14 protein-coding genes are annotated in these 13,822 nt (G+C 56.8%); 11 read left to right on the top strand and 3 right to left on the bottom strand.

Annotated features, from left to right (window positions below):
• Positions 1-1,291 (bottom strand): VCBS domain-containing protein (locus tag H598_RS0121835; RefSeq protein ID WP_028114907.1); only part of this gene is annotated, 1,291 nt, incomplete at its 3' end.
• A gap of 532 nt (positions 1,292-1,823) precedes the next feature.
• Here H598_RS0121835 and H598_RS0121830 point away from each other — a divergent pair.
• The 11 genes from H598_RS0121830 (at position 1,824) to H598_RS0121780 (ending at position 10,821) form a co-directional block, all read left to right on the top strand.
• Entirely contained in the window at positions 1,824-2,726 is a 903-nt protein-coding gene (locus tag H598_RS0121830; protein ID WP_028114906.1) for a LysR family transcriptional regulator, read from the top strand.
• A 334-nt stretch (positions 2,727-3,060) separates the two neighbouring features.
• The gene (locus tag H598_RS0121825; protein WP_028114905.1) at positions 3,061-4,752 is read left to right on the top strand and encodes an alanine/glycine:cation symporter family protein; all 1,692 of its coding nucleotides are present in this window, start codon (positions 3,061-3,063) and stop codon (positions 4,750-4,752) included.
• A gap of 125 nt (positions 4,753-4,877) precedes the next feature.
• Entirely contained in the window at positions 4,878-5,198 is a 321-nt protein-coding gene (locus tag H598_RS0121820) for a zinc ribbon domain-containing protein (protein ID WP_028114904.1), read from the top strand.
• A 3-nt stretch (positions 5,199-5,201) separates the two neighbouring features.
• Positions 5,202-5,474, top strand: a complete 273-nt coding sequence (locus tag H598_RS0121815) for a YeaC family protein (RefSeq protein ID WP_028114903.1) — start codon at positions 5,202-5,204, stop codon at positions 5,472-5,474.
• 3 nt (positions 5,475-5,477) lie between these two features.
• Positions 5,478-5,939: a CreA family protein gene (locus H598_RS0121810; RefSeq protein WP_028114902.1), complete on the top strand. Its 462-nt coding sequence runs from the start codon at positions 5,478-5,480 to the stop codon at positions 5,937-5,939.
• A gap of 163 nt (positions 5,940-6,102) precedes the next feature.
• On the top strand, positions 6,103-6,612 hold the full coding sequence (locus H598_RS25825) for an EndoU domain-containing protein (RefSeq protein WP_084144593.1): 510 nt from the start codon (positions 6,103-6,105) through the stop codon (positions 6,610-6,612).
• Positions 6,613-6,621: 9 nt separating this feature from the next.
• Positions 6,622-6,921: a hypothetical protein gene (locus H598_RS0121800; protein WP_028114901.1), complete on the top strand. Its 300-nt coding sequence runs from the start codon at positions 6,622-6,624 to the stop codon at positions 6,919-6,921.
• Positions 6,922-7,030: 109 nt separating this feature from the next.
• A complete protein-coding gene (locus H598_RS0121795) occupies positions 7,031-7,456 on the top strand; it encodes an MAPEG family protein (protein ID WP_028114900.1) in 426 nt (141 codons plus the stop codon).
• Between the two features lie 127 nt (positions 7,457-7,583).
• Complete coding sequence (locus H598_RS0121790; protein WP_051252946.1) at positions 7,584-8,783, top strand: YjgN family protein; 1,200 nt, start codon at positions 7,584-7,586, stop codon at positions 8,781-8,783.
• 11 nt (positions 8,784-8,794) lie between these two features.
• Entirely contained in the window at positions 8,795-9,850 is a 1,056-nt protein-coding gene (locus H598_RS0121785; protein ID WP_028114898.1) for a M48 family metallopeptidase, read from the top strand.
• A 17-nt stretch (positions 9,851-9,867) separates the two neighbouring features.
• Positions 9,868-10,821, top strand: a complete 954-nt coding sequence (locus tag H598_RS0121780; RefSeq protein WP_035416431.1) for an Acg family FMN-binding oxidoreductase — start codon at positions 9,868-9,870, stop codon at positions 10,819-10,821.
• A gap of 3 nt (positions 10,822-10,824) precedes the next feature.
• Here the strand turns inward: H598_RS0121780 and ansA are convergent, their stop codons facing one another.
• Positions 10,825-11,835 (bottom strand): asparaginase, encoded by a 1,011-nt coding sequence (gene ansA, locus H598_RS0121775; RefSeq protein WP_028114896.1) that lies wholly within the window; start codon positions 11,833-11,835, stop codon positions 10,825-10,827.
• A 103-nt stretch (positions 11,836-11,938) separates the two neighbouring features.
• Entirely contained in the window at positions 11,939-13,774 is a 1,836-nt protein-coding gene (sppA, locus tag H598_RS0121770) for a signal peptide peptidase SppA (RefSeq protein WP_028114895.1), read from the bottom strand.
• Positions 13,775-13,822 lie beyond the last annotated feature (48 nt).

The following is a 13,822-nucleotide window of genomic DNA, read 5'->3' as shown; positions in this document are numbered from 1 at the left end:
GAACGGTGATGGTGTCGGTGGCCGCCGCGCCTTTGCCCAAGGCTTGCACGGCTGGGTTGGTGTTATCGAGATCGTAGGTCCACGCTCCATTTTTCGTGATAACTAATGTACCAAAATTGCCAGTCAGTTGTGATGCCTGAAAATGATCCTCGCTAAGATCGGAGTCCGTTACTGAAAGCTGGCCTTGAACGTGCGTCGTTAAATCTTCTGTTACCGCACCCGCATCCACACCCGTAATTACGGCATTGTCGTCGTTGCCGCCAATCGTCATATCAATCGTTTGCGGCGTGCCGTCTTTGGTGTGAATAGTGAAGCTTTCGTGCAATGAAGTGGCTTCGGTTAACGCTTGGATAGTAGAGAGCGAGTTATCAACTTGATATCTCCAGTGTCCATCGGCATCGATCGTCAATGAGCCATACTTCCCAGAGATGACCTCTGGCTTCACCGAACTTTCATTTTGATCAGGGTCTATGACATCAATTTTACCGTTCGCATGTAACAAGCCCTGTGAATCAATATTATGATCTTCCGTAACAACACCTGTTAAGTCACCAGAAATCGCTGGCGTGTCTTGCTTTCCTGTGACTGGAATTTGAACAATGACGCTCGAGCCATTAGAGAGATGCAACAAGAAATGGTCAGTGCCTTGTTGGTGCTGATTCAACAGGATGTAGTGAGGTGAATCTGGATTCAATACAAATGTGTATTGACCATTGGCATCGACATGGAGCTCTCCGTACGTACCTTTTATGACTTCTGGCATGAAGGTAACGGGTAAATCGGGTGTCGTAGCCCCATTCGAATGAGTGGGATGGCTGTTGCTTCCTGATGAGATGGTCGGCATCGATACCGAAGGAATGTAATGGACTTGAGGGTGAGACAGCGCCGATAAATGATGAGAGGGAACAAAGTGAGCGTGGGATCCACGGGGAGTGTGACTGGCACTTAAGGTTGAGTTTACGTCGTTGTCACTCGTTTGAGCCTCTTGATGAGTAACTGCTGATAAGTCCGTTTTTCCATGGTCGTCGATGGCATCTTTTTCTGTCACCCTATCGGCGGTTACTTGATCTGAGTTATCAGCGGAATTGCCTGCACTCTCGGCAGCAACCTGTTTAGCCAATGATGGCAGTATCATCATGAGTGATTGAAAAAGTGGGATATTAACCTTTAGGTGTGAATGCAGTCTGAGCTTCTTTTTTTTTGTTGGTTGCTTTTGTTCTAACCCGTGACTCTTCTTACCTTTGCTGGTTGCTTTTTTCCCGCTTGCCCCGACGCTTTTTTTGTTCGCCATGTTTCTCATCCGTGAATCGTGGTTGCCTGTTTTAAGTAAAATACATAGATAGAGATCTTTCTAGCTAATTCGATAATTTTTAAAGAAAAAAACTGGAGATTGGAACGGCTCACCGTTGTAGGCATCAATGCACCAGGGCGAAAGCGTGAGCGTTTCTTGACCACCTTTCTGTACAGAAGGGCGCGGCGTTGTTGAGCAGTTCATTCTCGAGAAGGCCGCTCCCAAGGGCTTTCTTCCTTGGCTTAGCGGACCATCTTCCCAGTATCCAGCGTTTGAGTGGGGTGAAATGGTCGCTTTTGCCCGCTTGCGTTGGGGAGCTTGTGGCACTCTTTGATGTCATCGGCGTCGTCTGCAGACACTTGGCCAAACTGACCCTATCTAAATGAAACCCTTACAATGGGTTAATGGGTGGCTCCGATGTGGAGAATCGGCGCAAGATAGGGCGTCGGCCAAGAAAAGAAAAACGGTATATTTCTATCGTCACGACAAAATTCGGTTGTTACTATTTCGCCACAAATGTGTGAGGTGAAAAATGGACGTAAAAGGGTTCAGAACCTTTCTGGAAGTGGCCAGAGAGCGCCACTTTGGCCGGGCGGCAGAGCGACTCAATATTACTCAGGCTGCCGTCAGTGCCCGCATCAAACAGCTGGAAGAGTATTTCGATACCACCTTGTTTGTTCGTCAACGCAACAACATCCATCTAACGTCGTCGGGAGAGCGGCTGGTCCGTTATGCCGAGGTGATGGTCAGCACCCTGCAGCAGGCCAAAGACGACCTGAAGCTGACTCATCAGGAGCAGGCTCAGCTTACCATCGCCGGTACCCCCAACATCTGGGATGCCTATCTGCAGCATTGCCTGGGAGTGATCACCGAGACCCTGACCGGTTACGCGTTTTGTGCCGACACCCTGAGTCAGGAGCAGGTGAACCGAGCGTTGTTGCAACGCACCCTGGACATGGGGATCCTGTTTGAGCCGGTGAAATCGGAACTGCTGGAGTGCCGGCAGATGACAACATTGCCACTGGTGCTGGTCAGTACCCGCAGCCAGCAACTGGAGCAGGCCCTGAATCAGGATTACGTGTATCTGGACTGGGGGGTGGCGTTTTCCCAGGAGCACGCACGCCGACACCCCAATCTCGGCGCGCCGTCGATGCGCACCTCCGGGGCCCGCATCGCCCTGGATGTGCTGCTGAGCCGGGGCGGGGCGGCCTACCTGCCGCAGTCCATGGCCCAGCCGTTTGTCGACAGTGGTCAGTTGTACCAGGTGGCTCACGAGAGCCTGATAGAGCGGCCGGTGTATCTGGCGTACCGCAAGGACAGCCCACTGTTGGACGGCATTCTCGACGTGGCCGCCAAGTTGAGTCATACCGCGCCAGCCGGCGACTTCATGCTGCAGGCGGCGGCGGATAATCCCGCTTCAGATCAGGAAAGTTGAGATTGTCGCAATTGGAGCAATACCCGCCATTTTCCTGGCTTTAGCGAGGGATTCGGCCCTCAAAGACCGGGGGCCAGCACTACCTGCTGCCTGATGGCGGTAGTCTGGCACAATGCTCAGCTTTGCCGAGTTGACCCTTCCTTGAGTCTGCCCTTTTGTTGTTGATAGTGTAGGGTCTTAACTGCTCTGTAACAGGGTGTTTCTATTGGCAAATTAAGCGGCACTCGATCGTTTTGCCCCCAAGGACAGTCAGAACCTCTGTCCGAGATAGCCCTGAAACCGATGCAGCTTTTGATGGCCTGGAGTGGCCGAACACAATAATAAGGAATTCGTTTTGCAGGCAATCAACAACTTTCTGCTGTCCCTCGACGGCATACTCGGTTCGGCCCCATGGTTCCCGTGGGTGCTGCTGGGTGTCGGTCTGTTCTTTACGCTGTACCTGGGTTTTCCGCAGATCCGCTACTTCCGCCGCGCCTGGCAGATTGTCGGTGGTAAGCACGATCATAAACGTGCTCCCGGCGATACCAGTCATTTCCAGGCCTTGTCGACGGCGCTGTCCGGCACCGTCGGTACCGGTAACATCGGTGGGGTAGGGCTGGCGATCTTCCTTGGTGGTCCGGCGGCGTTGTTCTGGATGTGGATGACCGCATTTTTGGGCATGACCACCAAGTTCGTCGAGGTGACCCTGTCCCATAAGTACCGGGAACAGACCGATGACGGCACCATGGCCGGTGGCCCGATGTATTTCATGGACAAGGCGCTGAACATGAAATGGCTGGGGGTGATCTTCGCCCTGGCGACCATCGTCAGTTCATTCGGTACCGGTAACATGCCCCAGGTTAATAACATTGCCGTCAGCATGGAAGCCACCTTTGGCATCGCGCCGGTAATGACCGGCGGCGTGTTGTCGGTGCTGTTGGCCCTGGTGATTCTCGGCGGCATTAGCCGCATCGCCAAGGTGACCTCGACCCTGGTGCCGGCGATGTCGGTGCTGTACGTCATCGGCGCACTGTCGGTGATCGTTTTCAATATCGAAAACCTGGTGCCGTCTTTCCTGTCGGTGTTCGCCGACGCCTTTACCGGCTCTGCTGCCACCGGCGGTTTCCTGGGGGCGACCTTTGCCTACGCCTTTAACCGTGGCGTTAACCGCGGCCTGTTCTCCAACGAAGCGGGTCAAGGTAGTGCGCCCATCGCCCACGCCTCTGCTCGAGCCGATGAGCCGGTTTCCGAAGGCATGGTGTCGATTCTTGAACCCTTCATCGACACCATCATCGTCTGCACCCTGACCGGGATGGTGATTCTCTCCTCCGGGGTGTGGACCGAAAAGCATCACAACAGCTTCCAGACTGCCGACCTCGAATTCATCAGTGGCCATTACAGCGACAGCAGCGATGTGGACAAGACGGAACTGTTCCACTATCTCACCGGCGCGGACAGTGAGGTGAACGCCTACAATGGTGTCATCGTGATTCGCGATGGCGAGGCGGTAAACCAGGACTTTACCCTCATCGCCGCCCGCTCTGTGGCCGAGGACGTGCGCTACACGGTCAAGGGGTTCCCGTTCAGTGGCAACCTGGAGATCAGCAAGGGCAAGCCGTTGGATCTGGACGTGACCATCGAAGGGCGATCGCTGATTCATTCCGCCGAGTTGACCACCAAGGCCTTTACTCGAGGCTACTTCGGTGACTACGGCCAGTACGTGGTGTCCATCGGCCTGCTGCTGTTCGCCTTCTCCACCGCCATCGCCTGGTCCTACTACGGTGATCGGGCGGTGACCTACCTGTTTGGCAGTCGCTGGATTCTCACCTATCGGGTGTTTTATGTAGCGGGCTTCATGGTGGCCGCAGTGGCAGATACCACCGTGGTCTGGAATCTGGCGGCGGTGTCCATCGTGTTGATGACGCTGCCGAACCTGGTGGGGTTGCTGTTGTTGTCCAAGGAGATGAAGCAGACCGTGGCCGAATACTGGCGTACGTCGCCGGATGTGAAGCCAAAGGCCAGTAAGATCGAGTCCGCCAACGACTAGGCCGGAATCTGCCGCCATAGGGCTTTACCTTGTGCGCCGCCTCTGTAATAGTAGGCGGCGCACTGCTGTTTACGGCTTACCCCCTGTTATGCCATTGCCGTAAACTTAGACACAAAGGAGTGGAAATGGCATTAATTGATTGTCCCGCCTGTGGTAAACGAATCTCCGATAAGGCTAAGAGTTGCTCCCACTGCAAGGTGGATCTGACCGCGGACACCGAGTCCATTGAATCGGCGCAACGTATTTCTGCCATCAATAAACGCACCCAACTGATGAATCACAGCTTTGTGGCACTGCTGGCGTTTGTCGGTGGGTTTGCACTGTGGTTCTGGGGCGGGGAGGCCGCCGCAAACTGGCGCCAGCCCACCGGCATCGGCCTGATGGCCGCAGGATTTGTGGGTTACCTGGTTACCCGGATACGCCTGGCATTGGACAAGAGGAGTTAAGGCATGGATTGGCAACAACTGGCCGCCGGTATGAACGACGAACTGGCTGCGCGGCTGCAAACGGCGGTTGAGATTGGCAAGTGGCCCGATGGCTCATTGGTCAGTGACGAACAACGGGAGGCGGCGATGCAGGCGTTGATCGTGTGGCAGGCCAATCACAACACCGATAACCAGCATCTGACCGTCGGTAAGGACGGTCAGATTAACCACCTGCCGAAAGACGTGCTGAAGCATCAGTTTGATGAACAGCAGATCGCTCGAATCAAACCGGAGTAATCGATGAAACCAGTTTGGGCGGCCCTGGCCGCAACCCTGCTGTTGAGTGGCTGTGATAATAACGAAGTGGGGGATGTGTCTCTGGGCCTGTTCACCACCAAAGACATTAAAGTCGAAGTGTTGCAGGACCCGGTGGTTACCGGCGTGACCTGCCACATCTCCAACATCGAAGCGGATCTGGACTTTGCCGACCCCAGCGACATGGGCATCGCCTGTCGTCAGACCGGGCCCATTACCTCGGCCATGCTGAGTCAGATTGATACTGGCAAGTCTGGCGAGGTGGTGTTTAAGAAGTCCAAAAGCGTGCTGTTTAAGACTTTGAAGATCCGCCGCATCCTGGATCAGAAAACCCAGACTCTGTTGTACATTGCCTACAGCACTAAGGAAACCAAGGGCAGCTATAAACACAGCTTGTCTACGGTACCTCTGTGGGGCACCGAGGCATACGTTCCCCCGGCAGGGTAAATAGGCAGTCCTCGATGTTTCAATAACGGCGTGTCTTCGGGCGCGCTTTTTTGATCTAGCCTTGGACCGGGGGGGGCCTTAGTGGGAGGAACCCATCATTGGCACTAAAGAGATTTGGGTTCCATTGTTAGTGGTGCCCTCTAACCAGCACAGGAGACAGGTTATGAGAAAGGGATGGCTCGTTGGATTGATGGCATGGGTGGCGGTGGCAGTCCACCCCGCCTGGGCCGAACACTGTCAGCAGAACTACACCCACTGGAGTGATACCCAGCCTTCGGTCAACCTCGGTCATGTGATCACCGGCGAGATCAACAAAAGAGGTCGGGCGGTGGGGTTTCACAGTCGCTCTGGCGGCAAGGATCCTCAGGGGGCCCGGTTGATCAGGATAACAGCGCCCGCCAATCGTTATGGGATCTATCGGGGCCAGGTGGCGTTGTGTCATGGCCAGGGCTGGACCGATAAACGGGCCAACAGCACCTTCTTTCCCGACAGCTGGAGCCAACAGCAGGTGGTGGAGGCCATCCTTCGGGCTTATGGGGCGTCGAGTCAACCGGAATACGGAAAATGGTCCGGGGTAGTGGATGGGATCACCATTGAAGGCTATATGTGTAATCAAGGGCAAAGTCATTGTCCTAAAGGCAACATCAACACTGCGTACCCCATTTACCAGTAGAGGGTGGTCATGAAGCTGTATCGAGATCAACAGGGGACGGCCCGGGCCGAAGTCGACAATGAACCCGTCATGCTGGCGGAGTTTCTTACCAGCGACGTGCAGGCCGATGTGGTGGCCACCAAGGAGTTATTGGCGTTGGCGGATCATTCTGTGGGGGAGGTCAGTGGCAATGCCCACTGCCTGTTACTCGATGGGGATGATGCGGTGCTGGAGAGCCTGTTCAGCGATGAGGTGTGTCGGTTTGAGCGGCGAATGCTGGTTGAGGCGCTGGAACAGTGGTTAACCTTTATTGATGAGTCTGACCGCTGAGCCTTTGCTCGATACATGGCCCGCCGTTGCCGGCTTTGCGTTGATTGGCATCGAGTAATAGCGGCATCCCTCAACCGGAAGATGGGATCACAACGGACAGGGAGGTTATATGGAGACGCATTCGCCGTTGCTGTTGCCAGCGGCAGTGTTGGTTGCCTGGACACTGGTCATGTGGCTGTGGATGTACGCCACTCGAATTCCCGCCATCCAGCGAGCCAAAATGCGGCTGGATCCCGATGCTCCCAGAGGTCAGCAGATGGCCGAATTACCGGCGCCGGTGCGCTGGAAAGCAGACAACTACAACCACCTTCTGGAACAACCGCTGCTGTTTTATGTGTTGCTGTGGGTACTGGAGCGCGTTGGTGCCGATGGCCCTTTGGTGCTGGTCATGGCCTGGAGCTATGTGGCGTTAAGGGTGATCCACAGTTTGGTGCAGGCGCTGGGTAACCGCATTGAAGTGCGGTTTGCGGTGTTTGTGCTCTCCAACCTGCCTCTGTTGGTGCTGACTGTGGTGGCGATAACAAAACTGCGGTAACAGTGACAAAATATACTGATTTTACTAAGAAAATTGAAACTCCGTCTCTTTTAGTCACAGGTGGATGCAGGTAGTCTATAGGCCTGATTTTTCGAAGATTATTCTATCCAGGGACAAGAGAGGCACCATGGAACCCAACTACAGCGCTTATTCGCTGGCCGAACTTTTGGATGCGCAAAAGCATCTCGACTCAGTTCAGTATCCACAACGGGCGCAGCGCCTGCAGCAGGAGATTGATTTGCGGTGCCAGCGCGATCAGCAGTTAGCTGCAGAGCGCGATTCTAGCGCGGCTAAGCGCTTGGTTAGGTTTGAGTTTACCGGTCAAAAAGGCGCGTATTTTAAGCTGTGGATAGTCAACCTGCTGCTGAGCATTGTCACCCTGGGGATCTACAGCGCCTGGGCCAAGGTTCGCAACAGCCAGTATATGCTGGGACACACCAAACTGGATGGCCAGCCGTTTCGCTACCTGGCTAAGCCGATGCAGATCCTCAAAGGTCGCATAGTCGCCGTTGTGGTGCTGGTGCTGTTTACCCTGGTGTCACAGTTGTCGCCCTTTGCCGGCTTGCTGATGACTCTGGGGCTGCTGGTTGCCACCCCTTGGCTGATTCTTCAGGGAATGCGGTTTTCAATGCGCATGACCGCCTATAAGAACGTGCGTTTCTCCTTTGAGGGATCGTACTTCGGCACCCTGGTGACCTTTGTGCTGCTGCCCATGGTCGGCGCATTTACCCTGTACCTGGCCATGCCCTGGGTGTTTAAGAAGATGGACCAGTACCTGTACGGCAACAGCAGTTTTGGCGGCAAACGGTTCGAAGTGACGACTGACTCAGGCCCCTATTACGGCGCGTCCTTGGCCGCTGCGGGCCTGGCCATTGTTGGCTTCATCGCGCTGTTCAGCCTGGTCGGGGTCAACGAGATGGTCACCCAGGTTGGCGGAGACGCAGAGGCGCAGATTCAGCTGTTGCCGATATTGCTGATGTACAGTGGCGCGTTTTTGGTGAGTTTCCTGGTGCGCTCGCTGTATCAGGGCATGATCCTCAATCATGTGTTTGAGCAGACACAGATCGACAACGTGGTGAGTTTCGAGCCGAAGATCAGTGTAGGGAGCTATGTGGCCATGATGACCACCAATGCGGCGATGCTGCTGGGTACTCTGGGGCTGGCTTATCCCGTGACTCAGGTACGGAAGATGGCGTTCATCACCGAGTCGGTGGGGGTAGCGCTGCATCCCGGGGCACAGGCGTTAACCAATACCGTCAGCGGCGACGACTCGGCGTTCGGCGAAGAGGCGGCCGGGGTGTTTGATCTCGATCTGTCCATTACCTGAGCGGGGCAACGATGGTCGATAGCATCACAGGGAGTTATGTGGCGCCAGACAGCAACGTCTGTCAGGCGGCCCGGGTTGAAGTGGCCGACGGCCAGGTGGTGCTGACCCTGGAGGCTCAGACGCAGGTGCATCGTCAGGCGATGCTGGAACAGTGCCAGATTGGCGATCTGTTGCCCGGCCTGGCGGTGGAGTTGCAGTTTAGCGATGGCGGCCGATTCACCCCCGATGACGTCGATTTCCGCTGGCCGGGAATGGCGACGTCGCAGCGGCTGATTCATTGGCTGGAAGGTCATTGGAGCGCTGTGCTGGTGGCGGTGGTGCTGGTACCGCTGTTCCTGTGGCTGATGTTGACCCGGGCGGTGCCGGCGGCGGCGGACGCGTCGGTGTCGTTACTGCCGGAAGTCGTTGCGGATACCGTCAGTGAGCATACGCTGTATCTGATGGACACAACCATGTTGAAGCCCAGTACCCTGTCACTGCAGCAGCGCCAGGCCGTCACCCAGAACTGGCACTCAACGCTGTCGACACTGGCGATGACAGACAACGGTTATCGGCTGCAGTTTCGCAGCGGTCCCATCGGTGCCAATGCGTTTGCGCTGCCCGATGGTACCGTGGTGGTCCTGGATGACATCGTGACCCTGATGGAGGATCACCCCAAGGCGCTGACCGCGGTGCTTTTGCACGAGATGGGCCATGTTCAGCACCAGCATGGGCTTAAGTTACTGGCCAGGGCCAGCGCCAATAGCTTGCTGTTCGCGGTGCTGCTGGGGGATATTGAAGGGGCTGGCGAGATGATCATCGGCGCCGGAGCCAGCTTGGTGGAAAATGCCTTTTCCCGAGAGATGGAAACCGAAGCCGACCAGTACGCCTACGACAAGCTGGTGCAGCTGGGGTTGTCGCCGCGGCATTTTGCCGACGCCATGCGCTTGTTGAGCTCCGGCTCGACTAAGGCGCCTGCCCAGGCCGGCCCCGAGGTGCATTGGGACGATTACTTCAGTACCCACCCCGATACCCTGGATCGGATTCGGGCGGCGGAGCAGGCCAGCGCAGAGTCTACTCAGGACTGATCAGCGGGAGCGATGACATGGACGACTCGCAACACTGGAATGCCAGCGTTACTCAGATTCTGGAACGGGCCTGCCTGGCCCCTTCCAGCCACAACACACAGCCATGGCGGTTTAGGGTGTTTGAGCCTGTGATTGAATTGCTGGCGGATGACTCCCGAGCGCTGCCGGTCAACGACCCCCACAACCGTGAACTGACCATCAGTTGCGGCTGCGTCCTGGAAACCCTGGTGTTGGCGGCCAACGAGGCGGACATGACGGCGCAGATTCAGCCCTTGCCCGATCCCGACCGACCACAACTGTTGGCGACTGTCACCCTTAGCCGCAGCGGTCGCCATCTTCGATCGCTGAACCCCTTGAGCCGCTGCATCGGCCGTCGACATACCCATCGTGGCCGGTTTACTGAGGCGGCGGTGGATCCGTGTCTGTTTCCCCGTTTGCACCAGGCGATTCAGGGGACGGGCGTGAGCCTGACGTCCCTGAACAACCTCGGTCGACGCGCCTTGGTGGCGGCGTTGGTGGCCGAAGGCGATAGGCAACTGTGGGCCAACGTCGATTGGCGCCGGGAGCTGGCGGCCTGGATGCGACCGGCCACAGAAGGCGACGGCCTGGTGGTGCCTTCGCCTTGGGGTAGGGGGATTGGATGGGCGGTACGAAGGTTTAACCTGGGGCGGCTGCTGGCCTTGTCCAGCCGTCAACAGGCGCAGTCGGCGCCGCTGTTGCTGGCTTTGTCTACCGACGCCGATACGCCACGGCTGTGGCTCGATGCCGGGCGAGCGCTGCAGCGACTGCTGCTGGCCGCCAACCATCACGGCTATCAGGCGTCTTTTTTGAATCAAGCGGTTCAGGTGCCTGAATTGCGCGACGAACTGTCCGGTTTGCTGGAGGGAAGCCGACCTCAGATTGTACTGAGTCTCGGCGTACCGGCCAGTGAATTGGCGCCGTCACCGAGGCGACCGCTGTCGGTCGGCTAGGGTTCAGTCGCTTAATTCGCCCCGTAGGCTCATTTCCATCGCGTCCAGTCGCTGTTGAAAGCTCATCGGCTGGCTCAACAGAAAGTGCAACTTGGCCAGGGCGGCTTCGGTGGTCATATCAAAGCCGCTGATCACACCGGCCCGAGACAGGGCATTACCGGTGGCGTACCCGGCCATATTGACCTTACCCTGCAGGCACTGAGTCAGGTTCACCACTATCACCTCCCGATCCCGAGCCTCCCGGAACAGCTGTAGCAGCTCCGGTCGCTGTGGTGCATTACCCACTCCAAAGGAGAGCAGGATCAACGCTTTGACCGGCTGTTTTAGGATATTGCCGATCACCGTCGAGTCGATGCCCGGGTACAGGGTGACCACGCCGATGGGCTGCGGGGTGATCGGGTGAACCTTGAGAGGCCCACTGGCGGCCAGCGCCTGTACGCCAGGGCTGGGTTTAATGTGAATTCCTGCTTCCAGCAACGGCGGCAAATTGGGGCTGTCAAAGGCATCGAAGCCGTCGGCGTGGACCTTGGTGGTACGGTTGCCGCGAAACAGCTTGTTATTGAAAAACAGGCACACCTCGCCCACCGGGTGGCTGGCCGCCAGGTACAGGGCATTGAGCAAGTTGTGCTGACCGTCGGAGCGCAATTCGGCAAAAGGAATTTGTGAGCCGGTGACCACCACCGGCTTGGTCAGCCCCTCTAACATGAAGGAGAGCGCCGACGCGGTGAAGGCCATGGTGTCGGTGCCGTGCAGAATCACAAAACCGTCGAACTGGTCATAGTGGTCGCGAATGTCGTCGGCGATGATCTGCCAGTCTTGTGGGGTCATGTTGGCCGAGTCCATCAGGTCTGAGTACTCGGTAATGGCGAACTCCGGCATCTCCGGGCGCTGAAATTCCGGGTTGGCCTTGACTCGCTGGGTCAGAAAGCCGGCGGTCGGGGCGTAGCCCTGGTCGGTTTTCTGCATGCCGATGGTACCGCCGGTATAGGCGATGTAGATTCGTTTTTTTGTCATTATTGTCAGAGGCCTTAGCGAGAATGGGCGGATTATAGCGCGCCTCTTCAAGATAGCAAAAAGGCCTCCGAACGGAGGCCTTTGTTAAACGCTGAGATTGTGATTACAACTCACCGCACTCCAGGCACAACAGGTAGGTGTTGGCCGGATCGGTGAGCGACAACCGCTGCTCCAATGGCGCCAGCAACTGCTGTTTCAGCTGAGACAACAGGCTGGGGCCGCCACTGGGCAGTTCGATACCGGCACTGCCGAGAAACTCGCGCAGAAACTCCTGCTCTGGGCTGACCGGTTGCTCGATCACCACGGTATCAAAGCTCTCCAGTCCGGCGAGTTCGGCGGCGCCGGCAATTGCGTCATCCAGATCGCCCAGCTCGTCCACCAGCCCCAGCTCTTTGGCGGCGATGCCGCTCCAGACCCGGCCTTGTGCCAGTGATTCGACCTGATCCAGATCCAGACCTCGGGCCGTTGAGACCAGCTCGATGAAGTCGCGATAGCCCTTATCCAGATTCATCTGCATGATGGACTTGAACTGTTCTGGCAGTGGTGAGAACACGTTCAAACCGGACATCTCGGTGGTGCCGACACCATCCATGTTGACGCCAACGGTGGCGGCGGTGTCTTCAAAGGTTTGAATCATGCCGATGATGCCGATGGAGCCAGTGACCGTCGATGGCATGGCATAGATGCGATCGGTGTTGGCCGAGATCCAATAGCCGCCGGAAGCCGCCACCGAACTCATGGAGGAGACCACGGTCTTGCCGGCCTGTTTCAGAGCCAGGATCTCCTGGCGAATCTGCTCCGAAGCAAACACGCTGCCGCCGGGGCTGTCGACGCGAATCACCACGGCTTTGATCTTGGCGTCTTCCCGGGCTTCACGCAGCAGTTTGGCCATAGAGTTGCCGCCGACGGTGCCCGGAGGTTGGTTGCCAGGCAAAATGGTGCCCTGGGCCACCACTACGGCCACCTGAGTGTCGCTGGTCAACAGGTCCAGTTTTGGTGGAATCTGGCTCAGATAGTCTTGCCAGCCGATGCCGTTAAACTTGCTGTCGTCTTCCGCCAGGGTGCCGAAGCGTTCAATCAGGGCGTCGCGCATCTCGACCGAGGTCATCAGCGAGTCCACCAGGCCGTTGTCGAAGGCGTACTGACTGAAGTCGCCGTTGGAGGCCTTCAGGGCCGCTTCCAGCTGGTCGAGGTTGCGATCAAACAGACCGTCTTGCAGGTCGCGGTTGGCGTGAATGGTGGATTTGTAGTGGCCCCAGATATCGCCAAGCAGGGCACGGTTGGCCTCTTTGGCCGGTTCGGACATTTCGTTCAGGGTATAGCTCTCGGCAAACGACTTGTACTTGCCGACCCGAAACAGGTGGGTTTTCACCCCAATTTTGTCCAGCAGCTCTTTGTAGAACAGGCGGTACATGCCCATGCCTTCGATGGACACCATGCCGCTGCGGTTGAGCTGAATTTCATCGGCGTAGCTGGCCAGGAAGTAGGGGTTCTGGCTGTACCAGCCGGACTGAGCGATGACCGGTTTGCCACTGGCACGGAAGGCTTGCAATGCTTCGCCTACCTGTTGCAGTTTGGCAATGCCGCCGGCCACACCGCCGGGACGCAGCACGATGGCGGAGATGCGGTCGTCACTGGCGGCTTCGTCGATGGTCATCAGCAAGTCGTCGAGCAGGATCTCCTGCTCTTGGTCGTCATCCTGGCGGGCCAGCAGTTGCATTGGGTCGAGATCTTTCTTCTGCTCGACCAGGTTGCCGTTCAGGTTCAGCACCAGCGCGGCGCCTTCCGGTACGGTCGGTGCCTTGTCCTGGCTCATGCCAATGACAATGGCGGCCAGCAGGCCGAAGAACACAATGTTGATGATGGTTCGGCGAATGCCGTTAAAGGCGGACCAGATAAAACGGAATATTCTTACCAACAACGGTCGTTTTTGAGACATAGGTGTCGCAATCCTTTTCTAAAATACGGCCAATAAATGGTGCTGGCC

Source organism: Ferrimonas kyonanensis DSM 18153 (assembly GCF_000425405.1).
In the GTDB taxonomy this organism is placed as follows: domain Bacteria; phylum Pseudomonadota; class Gammaproteobacteria; order Enterobacterales; family Shewanellaceae; genus Ferrimonas; species Ferrimonas kyonanensis.
The sequence above is the reverse complement of the archived record's forward strand: the minus strand, read 5'-3'. Positions and strand labels throughout refer to the sequence as shown.

Excerpts from the sequence above, each read along its gene's own strand:
- H598_RS0121785 (WP_028114898.1), top strand. The coding sequence starts at position 8,795 with ATGGTCGATAGCATCACAGGGAGTTATGTGGCGCCAGACAGCAACGTC.
- H598_RS0121780 (WP_035416431.1), top strand. The coding sequence starts at position 9,868 with ATGGACGACTCGCAACACTGGAATGCCAGCGTTACTCAGATTCTGGAA.
- H598_RS0121800 (WP_028114901.1), top strand. The coding sequence starts at position 6,622 with ATGAAGCTGTATCGAGATCAACAGGGGACGGCCCGGGCCGAAGTCGAC.
- H598_RS25825 (WP_084144593.1), top strand. The coding sequence starts at position 6,103 with ATGAGAAAGGGATGGCTCGTTGGATTGATGGCATGGGTGGCGGTGGCA.
- H598_RS0121830 (WP_028114906.1), top strand. The coding sequence starts at position 1,824 with ATGGACGTAAAAGGGTTCAGAACCTTTCTGGAAGTGGCCAGAGAGCGC.
- H598_RS0121790 (WP_051252946.1), top strand. The coding sequence starts at position 7,584 with ATGGAACCCAACTACAGCGCTTATTCGCTGGCCGAACTTTTGGATGCG.
- H598_RS0121815 (WP_028114903.1), top strand. The coding sequence starts at position 5,202 with ATGGATTGGCAACAACTGGCCGCCGGTATGAACGACGAACTGGCTGCG.
- H598_RS0121810 (WP_028114902.1), top strand. The coding sequence starts at position 5,478 with ATGAAACCAGTTTGGGCGGCCCTGGCCGCAACCCTGCTGTTGAGTGGC.
- ansA (WP_028114896.1), bottom strand. The coding sequence starts at position 11,835 with ATGACAAAAAAACGAATCTACATCGCCTATACCGGCGGTACCATCGGC.
- H598_RS0121795 (WP_028114900.1), top strand. The coding sequence starts at position 7,031 with ATGGAGACGCATTCGCCGTTGCTGTTGCCAGCGGCAGTGTTGGTTGCC.
- H598_RS0121820 (WP_028114904.1), top strand. The coding sequence starts at position 4,878 with ATGGCATTAATTGATTGTCCCGCCTGTGGTAAACGAATCTCCGATAAG.
- sppA (WP_028114895.1), bottom strand. The coding sequence starts at position 13,774 with ATGTCTCAAAAACGACCGTTGTTGGTAAGAATATTCCGTTTTATCTGG.